The sequence below is a fragment of the Paraprevotella sp. genome, from assembly GCF_986071375.1.
On sequence record NZ_CFQRNQ010000001.1, the window covers coordinates 176,011 to 200,398 of the forward strand.

Annotated in this window: 12 protein-coding genes; 7 read left to right on the forward strand and 5 right to left on the reverse strand. The window is 48.1% G+C overall.

Annotated features, from left to right (window positions below):
* Positions 1-202 precede the first annotated feature (202 nt).
* The 3 genes from AC5RDV_RS00680 to AC5RDV_RS00690 all read right to left on the reverse strand — a co-directional run bounded on the left by AC5RDV_RS00680 (position 203) and on the right by AC5RDV_RS00690 (position 8,428).
* Positions 203-2,680, reverse strand: coding sequence for a family 43 glycosylhydrolase (locus tag AC5RDV_RS00680; protein ID WP_008629890.1), 2,478 nt, complete (start codon positions 2,678-2,680; stop codon positions 203-205).
* 379 nt (positions 2,681-3,059) lie between these two features.
* Complete coding sequence (locus AC5RDV_RS00685; RefSeq protein WP_282747509.1) at positions 3,060-5,675, reverse strand: UvrD-helicase domain-containing protein; 2,616 nt, start codon at positions 5,673-5,675, stop codon at positions 3,060-3,062.
* 545 nt (positions 5,676-6,220) lie between these two features.
* Positions 6,221-8,428 (reverse strand): DNA topoisomerase 3, encoded by a 2,208-nt coding sequence (locus AC5RDV_RS00690; RefSeq protein WP_282747508.1) that lies wholly within the window; start codon positions 8,426-8,428, stop codon positions 6,221-6,223.
* Positions 8,429-8,637: 209 nt separating this feature from the next.
* Between AC5RDV_RS00690 and AC5RDV_RS00695 the strand changes: the two genes are divergently transcribed.
* The 7 genes from AC5RDV_RS00695 (at position 8,638) to AC5RDV_RS00725 (ending at position 20,051) form a co-directional block, all read left to right on the forward strand.
* Positions 8,638-9,828, forward strand: coding sequence for a T9SS type A sorting domain-containing protein (locus AC5RDV_RS00695; protein ID WP_282747507.1), 1,191 nt, complete (start codon positions 8,638-8,640; stop codon positions 9,826-9,828).
* A 154-nt stretch (positions 9,829-9,982) separates the two neighbouring features.
* Positions 9,983-13,117 (forward strand): SusC/RagA family TonB-linked outer membrane protein, encoded by a 3,135-nt coding sequence (locus tag AC5RDV_RS00700; protein ID WP_282747506.1) that lies wholly within the window; start codon positions 9,983-9,985, stop codon positions 13,115-13,117.
* A gap of 13 nt (positions 13,118-13,130) precedes the next feature.
* Positions 13,131-14,630: a RagB/SusD family nutrient uptake outer membrane protein gene (locus AC5RDV_RS00705; RefSeq protein WP_282747505.1), complete on the forward strand. Its 1,500-nt coding sequence runs from the start codon at positions 13,131-13,133 to the stop codon at positions 14,628-14,630.
* A gap of 7 nt (positions 14,631-14,637) precedes the next feature.
* Positions 14,638-15,456 carry a hypothetical protein gene (locus AC5RDV_RS00710; RefSeq protein ID WP_282747504.1) on the forward strand — a complete coding sequence of 273 codons (819 nt, stop codon included), beginning with the start codon at positions 14,638-14,640 and terminating at the stop codon, positions 15,454-15,456.
* Between the two features lie 11 nt (positions 15,457-15,467).
* The gene (locus AC5RDV_RS00715; protein ID WP_130894084.1) at positions 15,468-17,042 is read left to right on the forward strand and encodes a PKD-like family lipoprotein; all 1,575 of its coding nucleotides are present in this window, start codon (positions 15,468-15,470) and stop codon (positions 17,040-17,042) included.
* A gap of 30 nt (positions 17,043-17,072) precedes the next feature.
* Positions 17,073-18,434, forward strand: a complete 1,362-nt coding sequence (locus AC5RDV_RS00720; RefSeq protein WP_282747503.1) for a TlpA family protein disulfide reductase — start codon at positions 17,073-17,075, stop codon at positions 18,432-18,434.
* A gap of 168 nt (positions 18,435-18,602) precedes the next feature.
* A complete protein-coding gene (locus AC5RDV_RS00725; RefSeq protein ID WP_008629903.1) occupies positions 18,603-20,051 on the forward strand; it encodes a potassium/proton antiporter in 1,449 nt (482 codons plus the stop codon).
* A gap of 254 nt (positions 20,052-20,305) precedes the next feature.
* Here the strand turns inward: AC5RDV_RS00725 and scpA are convergent, their stop codons facing one another.
* Together scpA and mutA are read right to left on the reverse strand one after the other, a co-directional pair.
* A complete protein-coding gene (scpA, locus tag AC5RDV_RS00730) occupies positions 20,306-22,471 on the reverse strand; it encodes a methylmalonyl-CoA mutase (RefSeq protein ID WP_021980984.1) in 2,166 nt (721 codons plus the stop codon).
* Positions 22,468-24,375 carry a methylmalonyl-CoA mutase small subunit gene (mutA, locus tag AC5RDV_RS00735; RefSeq protein ID WP_282747502.1) on the reverse strand — a complete coding sequence of 636 codons (1,908 nt, stop codon included), beginning with the start codon at positions 24,373-24,375 and terminating at the stop codon, positions 22,468-22,470. The genes scpA and mutA overlap by 4 nt, the downstream gene beginning before the upstream one ends.
* Positions 24,376-24,388 lie beyond the last annotated feature (13 nt).

Genomic DNA, 24,388 nt, shown 5'->3' on the forward strand with positions numbered 1-24,388 from the left:
AGTAATGATAATAAATCTCTTTATGTATATACGAATAAGGACGGCGAATTACTTATTTTTTTAATATTAAAGATGGTTAAGACAATAAAAAGCCACGAATACGGACGAATGAGAAAAACCGTATTCCATGGCTTGGGTTGCGCAGGCGGTTCCGTTATGGTTTTACCTATGGAGATAGAGCCTGTGCAGGGAGGAGGATTTTTCAGTGTTTCTGATTATTCCAGTAATCTTCGAGCCGGTCCGCCTCTTCTTTTGTCAGGTGGATGACGGCACCGTGCTTGGGCGACCGGAAGTTGGTGGTTTTCATTATGCCTTCGTTGAAGCGTCCCAAGTTCTTGAAGTGTACGAAGTCACAGGTTTCCACAAAGCCGAAGTTGTGCGGGTTGATGCCGAAGATGTCGTACATGAGTACCCATTTGTTTTCACCGATGCGTTTCCAAACGTTAGGTGCCTCACAGGCCACCGGTTCAAAGTCTATCCAACGCGGGTCGAACCGGTAGCTTCCGTCGATACGGTCGGAAACCGCCTGTTTGATGCCCGAACCGGATTCATGCGCCACGTAGAACAGGTGATATTCCATTTTTTGCCGCTCCTCGTTCCATATCGGGGTGATGTCGCCGTCGATGGCAGACGCTCCAGAGGGGTATTCAAACAAGATTTGCGGAATACTCTCGATACGGTTGAAATCTTGGTTTACGTAGACATAATAAAGCCTGTTTTGCTCGTTGCCGAACCGCATGGTGAAATAAATCATCATCCGTCCTGTGGCGGGGTCATAGACTGTTTCCGGTGCCCAAGCACAACCTATCTGTGCAAATTCCTTGGACATCTGGTCGAAACGTATGTTGGTGCGTGTCCAATGGATGAGGTCGAACGATTTCATCAGCACCAAGCCACGGTTGTTTCCCCAACCATAAGCTTTCCCGTCGCGCTCCCATTCCGTATCGCGGTAACCCTCGCGTTGTGCATAAATATGCAAGTCGGTCATGGCCAAGTAGAAGCCGCCGTCCGGGCCACGGTAGATATGCGGGTCGCGGATACCTTTCTGGTCGGCGATTGTATCGCCTGCAATAATGGGCTTGCCATCGTTCAGGGCGGTAAACGTATAACCGTCGCGGCTGATGGCTGCATGCAGGCAGTGGTCTTCGTCCTGATGGAATACCATAAGGTAGGCCGCCATGTCTTTTTCTTGCGGTGTGGCGTCACGGTAGGTGAAGTTGCGGAAAGTCGTACGTCCTTTTCCTGCGGACAGGAGTGCAGGACGGAGGGCATAGAACCCACCGTAGTTGTTGTGATGAAGTCCCGACACGTCGATATCCGTGGCCAGTTCCTTCCATGACTTTCCGTCCTTGCTGGCAGAGAGGGTCACGCGGTTGGCACGGTTGAGCAGGCGGAGGTAGAAATGCTTGTGGTAATCGGACGGCATGGTTTCGGCTTTTTCCCCGTTGCGGTATATCGTGAGCGTCTTTCCGTCCGAAGCGACACCGGCGTATGCCTTCTCGTCATAGAAAAGGAGCAAACCGCCCGTGTTCCCTTTTCCGAGGGTGATTTCCGTTGTGAGCTCATAGTTCTTGTCTGTGGCTGTGGTCAAAAGCAAACGTCCATCCGTAGGAGTCTTGCCTTTGGCTTTGACGCTCATGCCGTCCTTGCCGAATGAGAGGCTTTCGGGGGCGTATTCCTTCCAAAAGGTCCATTGCAGGCCGAGTTGCTTGCCCGTGAAGTCATCGGAGAGTTCCAGTCCGTGTTTTTCAGGGTCTTGTGCCGGGAGCGGACGGGCATCATGCCGCAGCTTGACCCATCCGTCGGCTGTCCATTCCACCGGGTCTATCAGCGTCTGGCGACCCAACGTGTGGTAACCTTGTGCGTAAGCATGGTACACCACCCACCAGTTCCCTTCGGCATCGTCGATGAGCGTACCGTGTCCTTTCGACCACCAAGGGTCGCTTGCATTGTAGGTATGCACCAAAGGGTTGTAGGGGGAGTTCTCCCACGGGCCGAACACGCTTTTGGAACGTGCCACGACTACCATGTGACTCGTGGCCGGTCCGGCGGTGCCGCCTTCTGCCGATACCATATAATAATAACCGTCCTTGTGCAGCAGTTTCGGGCCTTCGAGGAACATGTCGCCATTGCCTTCGGTTTTCCAATCCTTGGGGAACCGCCAACCTTCGTAGACGGTCTTTTTCGGTCCCGTCACTTTCAGCCCGTCGTCGCTTAGCGGGGCTATGGCACCTTTGTCCACATATAAATACCGTTTGCCGTCTTCGCCCACTACATGTCCAGGGTCGATGCCCGTCAGGTCGAGTTTCACCGGTTGGCTCCACGGGCCTCGGATATCATCGGCATAGACCACATAGTTGGCTCCGGCAGCAGGATAGTAGATATAGTAACGTCCTTTGTACTTCACCAAGTCTGGAGCGTAGACCGAACCGTCGAGTGCATGGAGTGCACGGGCTATGGGGGTCCAGTTCACCAAATCGGTAGAGTGCCAAATGAGCAGTCCCGGTGCGTAATTGAAAGATGAGTTTGTCATGTAGAAGTCTTTTCCTTCCCTGATGATGGACGGGTCGGGATAATCCCCACTCAAAAGCAGGCGAGGGAAGGTTTGTGCACGGCCTGTGGTTGCCAGGCATAAAAATAGTAAACTAAGAATCAGTTTGCTGATACGAGTACTGTTCATGGTTTAAGTGATTAAAAGTTATTGGGTTGAATTTCTCCTCAAAGGTATATAATAGGGACTGAAGAGTGTGCAGTTTACACGCGAATGCCTGTGTTTTTAATACAGTTTAACTATTGTTTATCGTTCTTCTGCGATAACCAGGATGGGGTTGGACATGTCGTCCAATGGATAATCATTTACCGCTGTTTTCTAAAAAAACGATAGCGAAATAAAATAGATTAGAAATAAACTGCTTGTGAGTCCTTTTTCAAATAACGGGGTAATGACTTGGCAACAGTCTCAAATTTCGTGAAATGCGTTGCTTTTCTTTCTGTCAAACAACTCTTATTATGCAAAAGTAGTGCAATTTGTCTAATGAAAAGCATTATGAGCGTTTTTATTATTGCTTGCCTTCTAGTTTTCCTATTCGCATAACGATAGAGGTTTGACTTCTTCCCATTTTCTCTGCGATGTACTTTATGCTTTTTCCTTCATGGTAAAGGGTAAGTAGGAATTTGTCAGCACTGCGTGTCCATTTCTTGTTGGCATTGGGGTGTTTGGTGTAACTTTCTTCCGTGACTTTACCGGGGTGTAAGAACTCGTCAACAAAAACGGATGGGAAGTGTCTGTCGTAAAGTACGTATGTCTTTATTTTGGCTCTGGTGATAGCCACATAAAACAACCTACGTTCTTCCCCATACGGATATTGGTCGCTTTTAGTCAGAACATAATCAAGAACAGGGTCATCACTTACCATTGAAGGGAATCCATAGGTATCTTTGTTGCATTGAAGTATTATTACATAATCTGCTTCAAGTCCTTTGGATTTATGGACTGTAAGGAATTCAATCTTTCTGTTTCTAATGAAGTAGTAAAAGCGATTGCCCTCTTTTACCGATTTGTACAGAAACGACAAATAGTAGTCATCAAAGGAATACCGCCCTAACAAAAAGATGGATTTATCCGCAGGGATAGACGCAACCAATAGTCCGATAGCGTTACAATAGTCACGTCGTTCATAAGCGCAGAATTGTAATTCGGTTTTGATTTGCGGATTGAATGGGTGTATATCCTTTTTTAGCTGTGTCTTATTCCGTTGGATGAATTGCGATGACAGGCTTACCAAAGGCTCTCCAAAACGGTATGTCGTTTCGATTCTATTGATTTCTGTGGAGCCGAAATAATCAGAGAATTGATTGAAAAGAGCCATGTCACTTCCTGAAAAACGGTATATGGATTGCCAATCATCGCCCACGCAATACAATTTTGCAGGAGGATTGCCTTCTCGGAGTACTTTAAGGAAATTGTAGCGGTCAACTGATATATCCTGGAACTCGTCAACGATGATATATTCATACTTTACAGGATGGGAGGAACGGCATATTTCCGTGGCTTGCAGAATAGCATCGGTAAAGTCTATCTGATTACTGCTTTTCAATTCTTCAATATACAGTTCATAAACAGGCTGAAATATTCTCTTGATAATGAATGTGCTGCGCTCGTCCCCAACACTTTTAGCCTGTTTCAAAACCTCTTTTATAGACTTGCAACTGGACTTAATTAATGTCGCAAAAGTTACAACAAGCCGAATGAAAGCCTTTTCTTGCTTGCTGTTTGGAGGAAGAACCATATCGTATAATTCGGCATCTGTTTTTTCTTGAACAGGAACGCCTATCTTTTCCAATGAAGCTTTTAATGTATGCCGAATATCTGAATAATGGAAATCAGCACTTGAAGTTGTCAATAATATAGTCCCAAACTTCTCATGGGCTGCTTTTTTCCATGTTATTCCGTCATTGTATTTTTGGTTTGCTTCTTCATAAGTAATGCCTTTGTCTTTTGCTAACCATGTGGGAACAAGTCCATGTTCATCCACACCAAAATGCTCTAAATAAATACGTTTTGTCTTGCCATCCTGCTCAAAGTAAATGGAAAAATCGGGTCTGTATTGTGAATGCATTTCATCAGCCAATGGATGTTCGTAAGGCTCTTCATACCTGAATTTCACACCCAAAGAAGATAATACAAAACAGATTTTCTGCTCCTGCTCACTACGAACATAAATAGTTTTCCCGTCCATGTCAGGGAATTGCGCTTTCAAGCGTGCTTCTTTTAATTCGGAGAGTTTTTGTCTACGCTCATTTTTGTGATGCTCCCAATCCTCTTCTTGCACTTGATAGTCAACAAAGTATTCTATAATACCTTTTTTGAACCACTTATCTTCTAATAGTTTATGATATATTTTCACAAACAATGCGTCTGTGTTATCGCAGATGGAGGGCTTTTGTCCTGTCGCTTTCCCGATGATGTCAATAGCAAGTTTATGAAAGGTGTATCCCCTTAGTCCTTCTATATCCATCCTTTCCGTCAACTCGGCAGCAGCTTTGTTTGTATAGCTGATAAGAAGAATCTTTTGAGGATTGATGTGCTTGATGTCTACCAGGAACCTTCCCTTTCCTACAATGGACGATGTTTTTCCACTTCCTGCACTACTAACCACCAAACAATTATCTTCCTCAGACACGATTGAACGCCTTTGCTGTGTGTCTAACGGGTATTTAAGACAATGGTCGAAAAAAACTTTGTGGGTGTCAAGAGTGTCTTGGATAACCTGCTCATTATGTCTTTTGACAATTGAGTGGATGTTTCCGAAATCATGTGTAAATTTTGAGATTGTCTCGGACGGTTTTATATGGAATGCTTCAAGACTTCTCTGCAAAGAATTGACTTTATGGAAGAACTCAGTATAATATTTTGTGAATTGTTTCTCTTCCGAAGAGGATATTATGTGTTCATTAAAACTATTCCTTAAATCGGTTTCAATATCAATGAAAAAACTTTCATTACTTTGCTTTAGTTCCTTTTCTCTGCTTTTTTGTATATCCTTATAAGGAGTTATGGTTGTAATTCGTTCCGACAGTTCATTTAATCTCTTTTTTAGCAATAACCGTATCGTTACTATGACGATACCTATTATAGTAGCGATACTTAGTCCTAAAACAAAAGATGAAAGCATAACGCTCCTTTTTTATTTCACGTGTATTGAAAAGAGTTGCCTCAATCCGAATACAAAGATAGTGGATTTTTACGATAATCTCTTATTTTCTAATGATTTTCTTTATTTCTTCAAAGAACTTAGGATAGTTGGAGATTGTTGGGATAGAAAAGGTATTTTGCCGGAGTCCATCATTTTCTGTATGTTTCCCCAAGGTTTTTTGCAAAAACATCCTTCATCTTTCAGATTGTTCGATAATCGGTTGTTATAGAATGAATTGTAGGATGAAGGATGTTTCAGTCATCTTTCAGTTCCCCTTCATGGCAGAAAGCAATGAAAAGTTCTGCGCCAAATGATTTTTCAATCTCAGCCGAACGATTTTTCGTTCTGCGCCAAGCGATTTTCCTGTCTCAGCCGAACGAAATGAAGCATGGCTGAAAGATGCCTGAAATATCCTTCAGCTTATAACATCAATGTTATGAGGATGTTAAAGTGCATCCTGAAAGATGAAGGATGTTTTCACGAAAAACTTGTGTAGGAGGCGGTATGGCATGCAAGGACGCGGCTTACGAAGAGATTTCCAACGGTGCGCGGAAAGTACATCCGTTTTTCCATTCCGAACAGCCGAAAGCGGTCTTGCCTTTGATGATATGCCCCTTTCCGCAGAGCGGGCAGAGGTCACCCTCTTTGGGGGCAGGAGGCGTGGCCGGGATTACGGCTGTTTGGGGAGCGGCCGACTTTTTATATAAATCGCTCTCGCCCGGCATAGTCAGGCGGGCTTGGTTCTGCTCTCGCTTGCTCGCGATTTTGCGTGCCGTTTTTGGTGCTTTGGCTGACTTTTCTTTTACGTTTCCCTTTTTCCCTTTTGGTACAGGCTTATCTTCCTGTGTTTCCGCGACGCGACGGTTGGTGTTGTCTGCCAGGACGGTATGCACGATTTCGGCTACCATTTGCTTGAGTTCTTCCAAAAAAGTTTTGGCATCGTAGGTTTTCTTTTCAATCAACCGAAGGCGGCGTTCCCAAATGCCGGTCAACTCGGCACTTTTGAGCAGTTCCTCATGGATGAGGCTGATGAGTTCCACTCCCGTGGGAGTGGCTATAAGGTTCTTTCGTTCCAACCGAATATAATGCCGCTTGAAGAGGGTCTGGATGATGGCGGCCCGGGTGGACGGACGGCCGATACCGTTCTCTTTCAAGGCATCACGCAATTCGTCGTCGTCCACCAGGCGACCCGCAGTCTCCATGGCGCGCAAGAGCGTAGCTTCTGTGTAAGGTTTGGGCGGCTGTGTCCATTTTTCGGCCAAGTCCGGAACGTGGGGGCCGCTTTCACCTTTCGTGAAAACAGGGAGCGTACGTTCTTCCTCGGCGTTTTTTCCCAAGGTTTCCACCGTCTTGGCCTCCTGTGCATACACCTCTCGCCAACCCGGCAAGAGAATCTGTTTTCCGGTTGTTTTGAACGGGATGTCGGCCGTTTCGCCGAGGATGGTGGTGGTGGCGAATTTACAGTCGGGGTAGAACGCTGCAATGAAACGCCGCGCCACGAGGTCGAATACCCGTTGTTCGTCCGGTGTCAAGCCGTGCGGTGCTACTCCTGTGGGGATAATGGCATGGTGGTCGGTGACTTTGGAAGAGTCGAACACCTTTTTACTCTTTTTCAACGCCGCGCCACGCAAGGGTTGGAGCAAGGCGGCATATTCGTCGGCTATACCGTTGAGGATGGCGTTGCATTTCGGATAAATGTCGTCGCTCAGGAAAGTGGTGTCCACACGTGGATAAGTCGTGACTTTCTTCTCGTAGAGCGACTGGATGAGTTGCAGGGTCAGGTCGGACGAGAAAGAAAACTTGCGGTTGCATTCCACCTGTAGCGAGGTCAGGTCGTACAAACGGGGAGGGGCTTCCGTTCCGTTTTTCTTGGTGACGGACGTAATCGTGAACGGTGCGTCTTTGATTTGTTCAAGGGCTTTCCGTCCTTCTTCTTCCGAGGTGAATCCCCGGCGTGCCACATCGTTTGCCTTGCCGCTTCCGTTGCCGTTCGCACCTTTGTCCTGAGAAACCGTCGCGGTTTCCTCTTCGTCTTGTTCCAACACAGCGGTAAAGACTGTATCACGGTAGTTGGTGGTCAGTACCCAATAAGGTTCCGGCTTGAAGTTCTCGATTTCCTGTTGACGGTTGACGATGAGAGCCAGTGTGGGGGTTTGAACCCGTCCGATGCTCAGCACCTGGCGGCCCTGTGCGTACTTCAATGTATAGAGCCGCGTGGCGTTCATGCCCAAAGTCCAGTCGCCGATGGCGCGGCTCAGTCCGGCTTCGTAGAGCGACTGGTATTCGCTCTGGTCTTTCAGGTTGCTGAATCCTTCACGGATGGCTTCTTCCGTGAGTGACGAAATCCAGAGGCGTTTCACCGGGCATCGGGCACCGGCCTTCTGCATGACCCAACGTTGTATCAACTCTCCCTCCTGTCCGGCATCACCGCAGTTGATGATCATGTCAGCAGCCTGCATCAGCCGTTCAATCACCCGGAATTGTTCTTCGATGCCCTTGTCGTTTTTCAGCTTGATGCCGAAGCGGGGCGGAATCATGGGTAATGAAGAAAGGCTCCACGCTTTCCAGAGCGGAGTATATTCGTGCGGTTCCTTCAGTTCGCAAAGATGACCGAAAGTCCAAGTGACCTGGTAGCCGTTGCCTTCCCAATAATTACGGTGGTCTTGCGTGGCGCCCAGTACTTTGGCAATGTCTTTACCCACACTGGGTTTCTCGGCGATACATACAATCATGCGTTTCTCTTCTTCATTATAGCGGGACAAAGATAGTGCTTTTTGCCGGAAAAATGCAGGGAAAGCCTTTCGATTTGCAAGTGGATGCAAGGATGCCATGGGAGGATTGTATTTTTTCGGTTGTTTTATAGTTAAAAAACGCCCAAAGTCTCTTCTTTTCTTTCTTTTTTATTATTTTTGCATTGTTTTAATGCAAAAAAAGTGTGTCTATGAGAAAATCTACTTCTATTAATTTTAAGGCTGTTTTGATTGCCTTGTTTGTTGTTTCATTGGGTATAGAAATGGTTTCGGCAGCCGGTTTCCCTTCGGTTAAGGAATTGTATGGCCGCTATAAATTTAGTGGAGAATGCTCTTATGTTGACATGGTTTCTGGAGCGGCGGGCGAGGCTCCGGTTCCTGCGACAACGGGTTATAATATGGCCGTGTTGCCGGGCGAGTCAGAGAATGAATTGAAGGTGCTCGGTTTCTTCGGTTATGGCGGTGGTGTGACGCTGACCTACAATCAGGAAGATGGTACATTGAAGGGAGAAACGCCAACGGCTGTGTTTATGATGGGAATGAATTTGATGGTTGTGGCAGATGCAGCATCCACAGGAGGAACTGTCGTTTTTAACTATCAGGTGACGGAGAAGGATGGCAAAATAGAGATTACGGCGCAGAATGCATTGGAAAATGTCACCATTATGGATATGGAGGACGGTATTATGGGGATGCTTTCTTACGCTTCTGCATATACCATGACCAAGGAAGACATATCCTATAATCTTAGTGATGTGATTGGGGAGTATGATTTCGCGTCGACGAGGGTAGATAATAATTTGTTGGCTGATGCGTCTGAAAATTTTAAGCTGAAAATTACGGGAAATACCTCAGAAACGGTTCCTTCCGGTGTGAGCGTAGGGAATTGGTTCGGGGTGGAAAACACGGAAGTGGCCGCAGAGTTCTATGCCGATGGTGGCATATTGGTATTGCCGCATGATGTGAAATTGGCCAATGGCATGTGCTTCGGGGCGCAACCGGAAGAGGAAGGCGGTTATAATCCCAACGAAGCTTCGTTCTTTTTTGTGGAAAAAGACAAGTTGGTGACACCGGGTTATTTGGTCTTAGACAACGGATTCGACGAGGTGATGGAAATGCCATTGCAAATGGCAGTCATAGGCGGTGAGGCCGTGAAGACAGGAAGTGGTATTAGCAGCCGTTGTATCAAGGATGTCAAAATTTATAGTTCAGACGGCTCGATTCGCGTAGAAGGGTTGGAAAGTGCCGAAATCAGTGTGTTTGACGCACAGGGTATGTTGGTGTCGTCTGTGCACGGAGCTACGGCTGCATTCGGCGGTCTGAAGTCTGGGCTGTATTTGGTAAAAGTAGGCAGTCATACAGCGAAAGTTGTAGTGAAATAACCTGAAGATATATATGTAAAACGAAGGGAACCGGGTCTTGTGGGACTTCTTTCTCTTCGTTTTATTTTTCTTTTTCCAAAGTGTTGGAGAAAGGGAATATAAAATGGTTGGCAGGAGTAATAATGTCCTGCTTTTTATATATAACGAAAGAAGTATGAAAATAAACTTGAGAATCGTATTTTTCCGTTTAAAGGCTTGCGGTGCCGGGTTTGCCCTTTTCGTTTTTGTTATGGTGCTTTCATCGGTCTCTGCGCTTTATGCACAGAACGGTACAGGTGTCGGAGGGGCGGTTCGTGCTGAAACAGTCGGAAGTCCGGAGAAAATGACGGTAAAAGGAGTTGTGGTGGACAAGGAGACTGGAGAGACCATGATTGGAGTTTCCATTCGCGTGTTGGGTACGGACGTGATTACGGTGACGGATATAGACGGTGCTTATTCATTAACTTTGCCCAAAGGACGTTATAAAGTGGTTTTCACTTATATCGGCTACGAAAAGTTAGAGCGGGAATTGGACGCGTCCCATACGGAAAGTTTTAAGAAGGTTGTGATGGCCCCGGCATCGAAAACCATGAATGAAGTGGTGGTGACGGGAATATACCAACGTAAGAAGGAAAGCTTTACGGGGTCGGCTGCTACTTTCGAGGGACCGGAATTGAAAAAAATCGGGGTACAGAATGTCTTGCAGAGTTTGAAAACCCTCGATCCATCTTTCAAAATCGCGGACAACATCCAGTTTGGTTCAGATCCCAACCGCATGCCGGACATCGAAATCCGCGGCAAGAGCAGCATCATGGGGTTGAAAGAGGAATATGGTACGGATCCGAATCAGCCCTTGTTCATACTGGACGGATTTGAAACCGATTTGCAGACGGTCTCGGATTTGAACATGAACCGCGTGGCTTCCGTTACGATATTGAAGGATGCGGCCTCTACGGCTATTTATGGTTCGAAAGCGGCCAATGGTGTTGTGGTCATCGAGACGGTGAAGCCGGAGAAGGGACGGTTGCGCTTGAGTTATAAAGGCGACTTCTCCCTGACAATGGCCGACTTGACGGATTATAACCTGATGAATGCCAACGAAAAGATAAAGTTCGAAGAATTGGCCGGGTTATATACTGATTTGACGAACGACCCGTTAAACCAACTGAGGTTGGACAACTTGAGGAACGAACGCTTGAAAGAAGTGGCACGTGGGGTGGATACTTATTGGCTGAGCGAGCCGTTGCGTACCGGTTTCGTGCAAAAACATAATGTTTATGCCGAGGGCGGAGAAGAGAAAATCAGGTATGGCTTAGGGCTGACTTACGGGAACACGGAAGGCGTGATGAAGGAGTCGAGCCGCCAGACCCTGTCCGGTAATCTGGATTTGATTTACCGTACCGGGAAGTTCCAGTTCAGTAACAAGCTGACGATTGATTATCTGGAGACATCCGACCCGGTGGTCTCGTTCTCCGAATATGCTTTGGCTAATCCCTATTACCGCAAGTACAATGCCGATGGCGGAGTAGACAAGTATTTGTATGTCCCGGAGAATGACGACGAGTCTCCAGTCCCTAATCCGCTTTGGAATGCCCGTCTGAACAATTACGACCGTGGGGATGAATTTGGCTTTACGAATAACTTCATTGCGGAATGGTTTGCCACGACGGATTTGCGTGCCCGTGCCAAGTTCGGAGTGACGAAAACCACGGCCACGGCCGAAACGCGCTTGTCTCCGTTGCATACGGATTTCGACAGTATGAGCGATACGGAAAAAGGTTCGTACGAACATTCCACTACCGCTGTCATGAAGTATGAAGGGGACCTGTCCGTGACTTACGGCAAGCTGTTCCGGGAAGTCCACATGCTCAATCTTGTCGGCGGGTTTAATTTTTCCAATACGGAGTCTACCCGTAACGGTTATAAGGCAATAGGCTTCACCGAAGACCAGTTCGGTGCACCTTCTTTCGCCAATGGCTATCCGGATGGTGGAAAACCTTCATATTCAGAAAGCACCACGCGTGCGGCCAGTTTCTATTTGAATGGTGGATACGCGTATGACAACCGTTATTTGCTCGACGTTAACTATCGGCGCGACGGGGCTTCCATGTTCGGGTCGAGCCACCGTTTCCGCGATACGTGGTCGGTGGGTATAGGTTGGAACATTCACAAGGAAAAGTTTATGAGCGGCACGGACCTGTTCCAACTGCTCAAGTTGCGTGCGTCTGTCGGCAATCCCGGTAATCAGAACTTTTCCGCTTATCAGGCTTTCACGACTTATCAATTCAATGGATGGATGACCAATGTGTTCGGTGCGGGTGTTTTGATATCGGCTTTGGGAAATCCCGACCTTCAGTGGCAGAACACTTTGAATTATACGGTAGGGACGGATATAGCCATGTTCGACAATCGTTTGAATGTAACTGTGGATGTTTTCCGCAAAATTACAGACCCGCTGTTGGCTGTCATTACGACACCGGGTTCGGTAGGCGTAAAGAGCGTAGCGATGAATGCCGGCCAGCAAAATACGAACGGACTGGAGGCTACGTTGCGTGTGTCTCCTATTCATAACGTGGAAAAGGGGATACAATGGACCGTCAGCTTGAATGCACGGACGTACAAATCGGAGTACGCTCATATAGGCAATTCTTTGAGTGCCTTGAACAAAGCCGGACAGGCTTCGGTGACGGGGACGACGCGTTATTACGATGGGGGAAGCCCGACGGCTATTTGGGCTGTCCGTTCGGCAGGTATTGACCCAGCTACGGGTAAAGAGCTTTTTATTAAGAAAGACGGTAGTTATTCGTTCGATTATGATGTGAATGACGAAGTGGTCGTCGGTGACACGCAGCCCAAATTGGAAGGGGTCTTGGGAACGACCTTTTATTACAAGGGCTTTTCGTTCGGAGCTTATTTCCGTTACCAACTCGGGGGGCAGATATTCAATTCAGACTTATATAATAAGGTGGAGAATATCGATTTGAGTGACATAAACTACAATCAGGACCGACGTGCGCTGTATGACCGTTGGTCCGTTCCAGGTCAGGAAGCGCAGTTTAAGCGTATCTCCTTAGTGCAGAAAACGGACAAGTCTTCCCGTTTCGTAATGGATGAGAATACGTTTGCCGGAGAGTCCTTCAATGTAGGATATGAATTCACGCAACCTTTCATTAAAAAGGTCGGTCTGTCGTCGTTGACCCTTCAGGCTAACATGAACGACATCTTCCGGGTGTCTACCGTAAAAGCGGAACGGGGTATTGATTATCCTTTTGCGCGAACTGTGTCATTTTCTGTTTCAGCCGTATTCTAAAGCTATAGAAATTATGAAAATATTAAAATATATCATATTGTCTTTTTCCGGCTTGTTTTTCACGGCCGGATGTAGTGACTGGCTTGAAGTGAAGCCCTACGACACCATGGCCGAAGGTGATTTGTTAAGTACCGAAGAAGGTTTCAAGAAATTGCTTAACGGAGTGTATATTGATTTGAACAAGGACGAGCTGTACGGCCAGACGCTTACCGTGGAAATGGTGGAGATTATGGGAGGGTCTTATCTGATTGGTACCGATCCATTGACTTGGGGCGATTATATTGATTTGAACAACCGGAACTTCACTACCGAGTATTGGCGTACGAGACTCGACAATACGTGGGACAAGGCGTATGCATTGATTCGTAATTGCAATACGATATTGGAACAGATGGAGAGTCGTAAGCCGGTCTTTACAGGCAACAATTATAATTTGATTCGGGGAGAAGCGTTGGCGTTAAGGGCTTTGCTGCATTTCGACATGTTCCGTCTGTTCGGTCCCGTGTATAAGCTGAACCCGACGAAGACCAGTATTCCCTATGAGACATCCACTACCTTGCAGGTGCAGGAACTGTTACCGGGGAATGAAGTGATGCGCCATGTCATAGAGGATTTGTCTGAAGCGGAAAAACTGTTGGCCGATGACCCGATTATCACGACGACGGACCATTTGGTCAATCATGCGACGACGGGGGGAAGCAATTTCTTGGAGTACCGTACGTTGAGGCTTAATTATTATGCCGTACAGGCGTTGTTGGCGCGGGCATATCACTATATATCCAGTTACAAGGATGAGCATCAGGAGGACTATAAAGCCAAGGCTAAAAGCTATGCCGAAGGGATTATTAATATTGCCCCGCAGCATTTCCCGTTTGTGAATAAAGCGGACGTGTTAGGGACACCGGAGAATGTGGATCGCATTTTTGCTACGGAAGTGATTTTCGGTCTGACGAATGTGAACCGTAATCTGATGTTCAAGAACAACAACGATCCGGATCGAAGCCCGAAGCCGGTGCTCAGGATGGATCCGGCTCTTCTGGAGATGCCTTATTTCGGCGGCGGAGCGGACTACGGCGGGTCTACTGACGACTATCGTTACATTGCCAACTGGAAAAAGAGCGGAAATGATTACTATTTCTATAAGTATGCGGACATTACCGACGTGGGGAAGATAGAGAACACCATCGTTCCGATGATACGGTTGGGAGAAATGTATCTGATTATTGCAGACCTTTACGACGAGGTGAGCGAACGCCCTCTTATGGTCAGTTGGGTGAATAAGTTACGGGAACACCGTGGAGTAGAGAAAATGGATGAATCTAAATATGCTCCGCGTTTCTTGGGATACGAGGTCGTGAGAGAGCTGTATGGGGAGGGACAAATCTTTTTCTATCATAAGCGGAACTATTCACCGGTATTGATTACTTTTGATCCTATTACGGAATTCATCCCGGCTTCGGAGAAATTTTTTGTAGTTCCTTTACCGGATACGGAATCAGACAACAGACAATAAACAGGTTATGATGAAGAATTTAAAAATATGGTTTCCGATGTGCCTTGCGCTTTGCTTGTGGAGTGCATGCGATGAACGTACGCCGGATTTGTATAGTGCTCCCGACGGAATTTACTTTAATAACCGGACTTCGGGGAGTGTGTTGGTAGATACGACGACTTTGACTTTCGTTTATGAGCCGGACGAAACGATGTATCTCGACGTACCGGTAGTCATACAGACCATTGGAAGGCAGGCTGATATCGATCGTCCGGTCAATCTCAAGGTTTGGTCGGACAATGCCGAGGAAGGAGTGGATTATGAGTTGCTGACACCGGCGGTGGTACCGGCTCATGCTTCCATGTTTTCCTATGTGGTTCGTTTGAAACGTACGGAAGCCATTAAAACGGAATTGAAGTCCATTTATCTGGAACTGTCGGCTAACGAGTATTTCACTACGTTTCTGGAGAGGGATTCTACGGGAAGCGAGGAACGTCCTTACACCGAGATGTTGAAGTTCCGGATAGATTTTTCCGACTTCTATTCTACTCCTCCGGCCGGATGGCTTCCCGAGTATGTCGGCGAGTTTTCAGAACGTAAGTTACGTCTGATGTGGAAGCTGTTCGACGATGTGGTGGACCGTGCCGACTATAATGTGAAGGGGGCTATTCCTTTCAATAAATGGGTGTACATGCAAAGGGAAATAGATACTTATATGACGAAGCAATTATATATATTGTTGGGATATGAACAAGGAACGGTGGATGTAGACGCATTGGTGGACCCGGCAGCCGAAGGGGATGATCGCCAACTGTTGGATTTTACTCCCATAACCTCTGATAACTAAAATGGAATGATATGGAAAGAATGAAATATATCCGTTTGCTATGGTTGGTGTTGCCGTTCTTATGGCAAAGCTGTGCGGAAGATAAGGGGAATTACGATTACAGGGATTTGAACGATTTGAACATTTCGTTCGATGACGCTTATTCTGCCATTTCCCGTGAACCTTTCGTCGTAAAGCCGGAGGTGGCAGCAAAAGAGTTCGTACCGGATGCTTATACTTATGAATGGAAGGCGTACGACCAGGCCGGGAGCCAGGAACCGGTTGTGTTGGGTACGGCTTTGAATCTGGATGTGGAATTGACTCTTGCACAGGGCAACTATCAGTTGGTACTGACCATTAGGGAGAAGGCGTCGGGGCTGTATTATCAAAAGTCGGCCACGTTGAACGTGGATACGCCGCTTTCGTTGGGGTGGTTGGTATTGTGCTCCGACAACGGGCGTGTGCGTCTGGACATGGTGTCGCACATCAAGGAAACGGATAATGTGTATTATGATTTGTTGAAAGGGACGGAGTTGGAGGATTGGCTACAACCTTACCAGCTGGTTTGCGACCCTGGGATGCAAGAGCCTTTCTATTTGGTGGCCGGTAGTGGGACTACGCGTTTGAGCAATAACGATTTTCAATGGAACGACTCCTATATGATAGGTTATGAGTTCGGTAACGGAATGTATACCGGTACGGTACGTTGCTTGGCTTCTCACAGGCCAGGCAAGTTGTTTGTCGATATTGCGGGACGTGTGTATTATTGTAATACTTTGTCCGGCGACGGGTTGTTCGGTTCCGTCCGAGCCAATGGTTTTTATGTAGAGCCGGCAGTCGGTTATAATGCCAAAGGGACTCCTTTTATTCCGGCTTTTATGATGTGGGACAAGAATAACCGCCGTTTTGTGGTCTGTGCTTCGGAGTTCGCGTCTATCGGATTGGATAATGTGAGGGACGTGCCGATGGATGAATTGGCCGCCGACGGTTTCCCTACAGTGAATGAAGAGCTTTTCGCATGGCCAAAAAGAGCAGACCGGATGGACTTTATCTGTATGGAGAATACCCGCTACGACCGTAATCAGGACGGTAACGGGATGACATATGCCGTTTTGGGTAAAGACAACCAACGTTTCTTGTATGGCATCATTCTCAATGAACTTTACTCTTTTGCCGAAGCCAAATACGGTTATGCCTATGAGAAAGCTTATTATGTGGATTTGTCTGCTTGTACCGACATTGCCGGGGCCACACACTTTGCGTTCAGTTCCCTGAAGACATTTATGTATTATGCCGTGGGTAGAAAGGTCTATCGCGTGAATTTTTCCAATGCGGCTCCGGCGGCAGAATTACAGTTCGAATTGCCAGAAGGAGAAGAAATCACCTGTTTGAAATTCTATCTGTGGGAACAAGAAGACACAGACAACCGTTCTTACGACCTGATTGTAGGCAGCAAGAAAAATGATACGGGCGAGGGTACATTGCGTATTTATGACGGATTCACGAATGAAGGCAATTTCCAGAATGCCGTTCCGGTGGAACGATACTCCGGTTTTGCAGATATTGTGGACGTGATTTACCGCGAGAAAGTAATTTATCAACAATAATTAATAATGAATGAGATGATGAAAAATAATATGTGGTTTAAGACAGCCTTTTTAACGTTTGTCTTTTGTGCTTTGGGGTTCGTAGAGAGTCGGGCCGATATTCAGTTGACAGTCGATGTGGCAAATAAGACGGCTTCGACAGTTGTTGTGGTGTATCAGACTACGATCGTAGAGATTCCGTTGGACGACAACGGGCACGGTAGCCATACCTTTCAGCATATAGGTGCCGTACATGCCAGTCTGTTTTATGGAATGGACAGCAAAAATATTTTTTTGGAAGACGGAGATCGTATCCATATCTCCTTCGACGGGGCTGATTTCAAGGGAACCGTAAAATTTGAAGCGGATGGAGGCAAAGAGAAAATCTTTAAGTATCTGAATCAGGTGACCCTGTTGGATGTCCCGCAAGAGAAGATGGCCCTGCCATTTGATGAGTACGCCGCGTTGGTGGACAAGAAAGAAGAGTCCATGATGCGTATATTGAAGGCATGGAAGTTGGACGAAGTCAGTCCGCGTTTCGTTGCCGTCGAAACCGGCCGCATCCGTTATGCCTATGCTTCTTCGCTGATGATGTACGCTGTGGGGCATCCTTTTGTGGCTCAGGATACCACTTACCGCCCGGACGAAGCCTATTACGATACGCTTAAAAAGTATGCTGTGGCAGACGAAAACCTGGTAGAACTGAAAGATTATCGTGAGTATATGAAGGAGATAGCCCGAATGTTCGGCTGCAAGAAAGAAGAAGCAAAGACACCATACGACCGTACTATTTGCATGATGAACTATATTGCCGACCATATCGAGGATGACAAAGTGAAACAGGCACTGTTGAACGTATTGGCTATCGAGCAAGTGGAACAGTACGGCATCAGCAATATAGATGAATTGCTGAATCTGCACGGCACTTACGTGACCGATCCCGTACTGCAGGCTGCCTTCAAAGAAAAATATGATGCTTGGGATTTGGCCCGTCCGGGTAACCCTTCCCCCGATTTCCGGGCATGGGATGTGGACGGGAAGTCATACACTGTGGCTGATTTCAGGGGGAAATATGTGTACATCGACCTTTGGGCGACGTGGTGCGGTCCGTGTCGCCGTGAGATGCCTTTCCTCAAGCAGTTGGAAGAAGAATACAAAGGGCGCAATATCACCTTCCTGAGCCTTTCTACGGATGCACGTAAGGCTGATTGGCTGAAGATGGTGAAAAGTCATCCGATGACGGGAATGCAGTTGTTTTTGGGTACGGGAAGCCGTTTCCAGACGGCATACAAGGCCGACGGTATTCCCCATTTCATCCTGCTCGATCCCGAGGGGAAGATTGTGAATGCCAATATGTTGCGTCCTTCTTCGCCCGACATTCGCAGTTACTTGGACCGTCAACCCGGTCTGTAAAGGAAGTGATATGAGGATAAAAGGAGCTTTCGGGCTCCTTTTTTTGTGGGGACAAGCCTTGTACGGTTACACTCGGAAATATCTTTTTTGTTTTTTTACGGCACGGACGGTTGACGAAGAATGTTATTTTTTTCATCTTTGTACAATTAAATTCCAAGAGCCGTAACTATGAATGTTTCCATTGAAATAGGATTGCTTGTATCCGCCTTTCTGATTTTCTGTAGTATCCTGATGAGCAAGACCGGTTACCGTTTCGGTATCCCTACCCTGTTGATGTTCTTGTTGGCCGGCATGCTGTTCGGCACAGACGGTCTGGGCATACAGTTCGACGATGTATCGGTGGCCCAACATATCGGTATGGTGGCATTGTGTATCATTCTTTTCACGGGAGGAATGGACACGAAGATGGAGGACATCCGTCCGGTATTGTCGCCGGGGGTCATGTTGGCTACCTCCGGCGTGTTTCTGACTACGCTTTTTTGCGGATTGTTCGTCTATTGGGTTTCCGGTTGGCAACTGCATACGGGCGTCGGTTTCACCCTCATCGGTTCCTTGTTATTGGCCGCCACGATGTCGTCCACCGACTCCGCCTCCGTCTTCAACATCCTTCGTTCGCAGCAAATCAACCTGAAACATAATCTTAAACCGATGTTGGAACTCGAAAGCGGGAGCAATGACCCGATGGCCTATCTGTTGACCATCATCCTGATACAATGCCTGCAGGCCGGAGGAGTTTCAGGTTGGGAAATCCTGTGGTCTTTTCTGCTGCAGTTTGTAGTCGGCATAGCCGGGGGGTATCTGTTGGGACGTTTGTCCGTATGGCTCATCAACCGTGTGAGCCTGAAGAATGCCGAGCTTTATTCCATCATGGTGCTTTGTTTCATTTTCATCATTTATTGCTCGGTCTATTTGCTGAAAGGCAATGGGTATCTGGCGGTTTATATTGCCGGTATGGTCATCGGCAACAGCCGCCTGTTCAAGAAGAAGGAAATAGGAACTTTTCTCGATGGCATGACATGGCTGCTCCAGATTGTGATGTTCCTCATGTTGGGACTGCTAGTCAATCCCCACGAGATGCTTCCCGTCATGCTGACGGCCGTCCTGGTCAGCGTCTTTATGACCTTTGTGGCCCGTCCGCTTAGCGTATGGTTAAGCCTTCTGCCTTTTGGACGGAAAATCACGAATAAATCCAAGCTTTTTATTTCCTGGGTCGGTATCCGTGGGGCTGCTCCCATTATTTTCGCTACCTATCCGGTGATGGCGCAAGTGGACGGTGCCAGTCAGATTTTCAATATCGTGTTTTTCGTCACGTTGATATCTTTGCTTTTTCAGGGTATGTCCTTGTCATGGGTGGCACGTAAGTTGGGCCTTACGGAACCCTTGCCGGAAAAAGAGGACAACTTCGGTATCGAACTGACCGAGGATGTCGGGAGCACGTTACGTGAAGTGCTTTGTACGGAAGAGCTTCTGCAACGGGGACGTCATATTCGCGAACTGTCGCTTCCGGAAGGAACGCTGGTTATTATGATTAAGCGGGGCGACCGTTATATTGTGCCGAACGGTTCGCTGGAACTGATGTTGGGCGACCGGTTGTTATTGATGATTCATAATGTATAAATGACTGTTTATAAGTTATCTATATTTCCCTTTGAGGCTTTTTGTTCTTTTTGTGCCGGATAGTTTTCCATTTCTGCCGGACGTTTTTTGGTCTTGTATCGGGTGGTTGGCTGTTTCGTGTTTGGCTATTCATGATTTTCAGCGAGGAGTCCGACTATATGCTTTCTTCTTTTCTACCCCATGCTCCAGATATGGAAAACGGTCACCCCGACCTAAGCCGGAATGACCGCCATGAAGAAAAAATTAAGTGGTATTTATTCTTTGTCCAAAAGGATTTTCATCATTTCACAGGCTGCTTTGGCTACGGAGGTTCCGGGACCGAAGATAGCCGCTACGCCTGCTTTGTACAGGAAGTCGTAGTCCTGCGCCGGGATGACACCGCCTGCGATGACCATGATGTCCTCGCGTCCCAACCGCTTCAGCTCTTCGATGACTTGCGGGATGAGGGTCTTGTGTCCGGCTGCCAACGAACTTACGCCCATGATGTTCACGTCGTTCTCTACGGCTTGGCGTGCAGCCTCGGCCGGTGTCTGGAACAACGGTCCCATGTCGACGTCGAAACCGCAGTCGGCATAACCCGTGGCACAAACCTTGGCCCCGCGGTCGTGGCCGTCCTGTCCCATCTTGGCAATCATGATACGCGGCCGGCGGCCTTCCTGCCGGGCGAACTCTTCCGTCAACTCGCAAGCTTCGGCGAAGTCGGCGTCTGCTTTACTTTCTGATGAATACACTTGTGAAATAGTTCTGATTACGGCTTTATATCGGCCTACGATAGCCTCGCAAGCGTCTGAAATCTCTCCTAACGTGGCACGTACGCTGGCTGCCTTTACGGCTAGGTCGAGCAGGTTGTGTTCGCTCTTCTTGCCTTCGTTGAACTCGCGTACGCATTCGGTGATGGCGGCCAATGCCTTTTTCACCTCTTCCTCGTTCCGTCCGGCTTTCAGCTTCTTCAGGTTTTCTTCCTGTTGCAGGCGGACGGCAGTGTTGTCCACTTCGAGGATGTCGATTGGATCTTCGTGGTCCAAACGGTATTTGTTCACACCCACGATGGTCTGTGCGCCGGAGTCGATACGGGCCTGTGTACGGGCTGCGGCCTCTTCGATACGCATCTTGGGCAGACCGGTTTCAATGGCTTTGGCCATACCGCCCAGTTTCTCGATTTCCTGAATGTGTTCCCAAGCCTTGTGGACGAGTTCGTTCGTCAGGGTTTCCACATAGTAAGAACCGGCCCATGGGTCGATGTGCTTGCACACTTGGGTTTCATTTTGGATGTATATCTGAGTGTTACGCGCGATACGGGCCGAGAAATCCGTCGGCAGGGCGATGGCTTCGTCCAGTGAGTTGGTATGCAATGACTGAGTGTGCCCCAAAACGGCTGCCATGGCCTCGATACACGTACGTCCCACGTTGTTGAACGGGTCCTGTTCCGTAAGCGACCAACCGGAAGTCTGCGAGTGGGTACGCAACGCCATGGATTTCGGGTTTTTCGCACCAAAGCTTTTCACGATTTTTGCCCACAGCAAACGTGCCGCACGCATCTTGGCAATCTCCATGAAATGGTTCATGCCAATGGCCCAAAAGAAAGACAAACGAGGCGCGAATGCGTCGATGTCGATTCCGGCGTTCACTCCGGCGCGCAGGTAGTCCATACCGTCGGCCAATGTGTAGGCCAGCTCGATGTCCGCCGTGGCACCGGCTTCCTGCATGTGGTAACCGGAGATGGAAATGGAGTTGAACTTAGGCATCTTCTGTGAAGTGTACTCAAAGATGTCGGCAATAATCTTCATTGAGAAGGCGGGTGGATAAATATAGGTGTTGCGCACCATGAATTCTTTCAGGATGTCGTTCTGGATGGTTCCGGCCATTTCTTCCAACTGTGCGCCTTGTTCCAGTCCGGCGTTGATGTAAAAGGCCAGGATGGGGAGTACGGCACCGTTCATCGTCATGGAGACGGACATCTTGTTCAAGGGGATTCCCTCGAAAAGCACTTTCATGTTCTCCAATGAACAGATTGACACGCCGGCCTTGCCCACGTCGCCTACCACACGTTCGTTGTCTGGGTCGTAGCCACGATGTGTCGGGAGGTCGAAAGCCACGGACAAACCTTTCTGTCCGCTAGCCAAGTTGCGGCGGTAGAATGCGTTACTTTCCTCGGCGGTGGAGAATCCGGCGTACTGACGGATGGTCCACGGGCGGAACGGGTACATCATGCTGTACGGGCCGCGCAGGAACGGAGGTATACCGGCTGCAAAGTCCAAATGCTCCATTCCTTCCAAATCCTCTTGGGTGTACACCGGCTGGATGTCGATCTGTTCGGGCGTTTTCCAGTTGGCGGTGATACCGTTTTCTTTTTGCCAGTCCTGGCCGTTCTTTTGGCCGAAACCGGAGAATATGTTTATGTCTTTAAAATTCTGTCTCATTTGATTCCCAATTTTGCGTTATACTCTTTCAGTGTCTGGAGTTGGTCTACACGGACGTGGATGAAATTCTCGATACCTGCAGCTTTCAAGTCCTCCATGCAGGCCGGAGCACCGGCCACGACAAACATGGCACGGCCGTCTACGGCTTTGAAAGCCGGGATGGCATATTCGGCGTATTCGTCATCGCTAGAGCAAAGCACCACGATGTCGGCACCTGCCTTCATGGCGGCTTCCACGCCTTCTTCCACGGTTGGGAAACCTAAATTGTCTATCACCTTGTAGCCGGCGCAAGCCAGGAAGTTGCAACTGAACTGGGCGCGTGCCTGACGCATGGCCAGGTTGCCTATGGTGAGCATGAAAGCCACCGGCTGCTTTTCGGCTTGTTCTGTCTGTAGGCGCAATGTTTCGAAATCGGCAGCCAGACGGCTTGTTTCCAGTTTGGCGAACGGTTTTTCGCAACTGTCACCGTGGCTGTGGCAGCAGCATGTGGCAGCCAATGGGGCTTTTCCTTCGCTCTTTTCGTTGAAGTTGGGGAATTGGTTCGTTCCGAGCAGGAACTCCTTGCGCTTGCCTGCGTTGGCATGACGCTTGGCGTTGGTGTCGTTCACGGCCTTTTGGATGCTGCCTGCCTTGGCGGCTGCAAGGAATCCGCCCTCTTCTTCTACGGTAAGGAACAGTTTCCAAGCTTCTTCTGCCAACGAACGGGTGAGCGTTTCGATGAAATATGACCCACCGGCCACGTCTACGATTTTGTCGAAGTGGCTTTCTTCCTGCAACAACAGCTGTTGGTTGCGGGCGATACGTTCAGCAAAATCAGTCGGAGTCTCGTATGGAGTGTCGAACGGAGTCACTACGATGGCGTCTACGTTGGCCAATGCGGCACTCATCGCCTCAGTCTGCGTGCGCAGCATGTTCACGTAGCTGTCGAACACCGTCATGTTGTAAGTGGAAGTGGTGGCGTTGACATACATTTTGCAGGCACAGTTGCAGAACTTATCCTCACCCGTGTTGGTGCAGTCTTCGCGCGGACAAACCGGGTTATATTGTTTTACGATGTTGGCCCACATCATGCGTGCAGCACGGAACTTGGCGATTTCCATGAAATAGACACCGCTGCTGCCGAAGTTGAATTTGATTTTCTTGGCGGCAAGGGCTGCCGGGATACCGGCCTCTACCATCAGGTTGAGGTATTCGTTCCCCCATGCCAGGGCATAGCCCAGTTCCTGATAGATATAAGCACCGGCGTTGCAGAGCGTGTCGGCATTGATACAAACGCAACGCATTTTCGGGAACGGTGCGAAAATATTGACCAGTTCCGCCAGTCTGTTCAACAGGGCGGTCGTATCCTTGCCCTTGGTCAGTATCTTCTGCATCGGGTCGAAGTCGATGCTGCCCACTAATGCGGCGCGGTCATATCCTTTTTCATCGTAGTATGCCGTCAGGAGACGGGCTAATTCTACGGTATGACCTTGACAAGTACTGAAATTCAGTTCCACCGCATCGGCCTTGATTCCTTCCAATAAAGTGGAGATGAACGTGGCGTTCAACTCTTTGGCCGGGACTTTAAACCCTAATGATGTGACTCCTTTATTCAGGAGGTCGAGTGCTTTTTCATTCGCTTCTTTTGGGACGGTCACTCGGATGTTTTGGCGGACATACCAACGGTTGTTGTCCTTCTTGTTCCCTCTAACATAGGGGAATTCGCCGGGAAGTGCATGGGTTTGCGCCATACCTTCCAAATCTTCTTTTCGGTAAAATGGTTCTGCGCTGAACCCTTCATTGGTTCTCCAGACCATTTTTTTCTGATAATCCGCACCTTTGAGGTCGACGTTGATTTTGTCGAGCCATTCTTGTCGCGTAGGTGCAATGAAGTCAGAGAAAAGCTTTTCTTTACTATCTGCCATAGCTATACTGTTA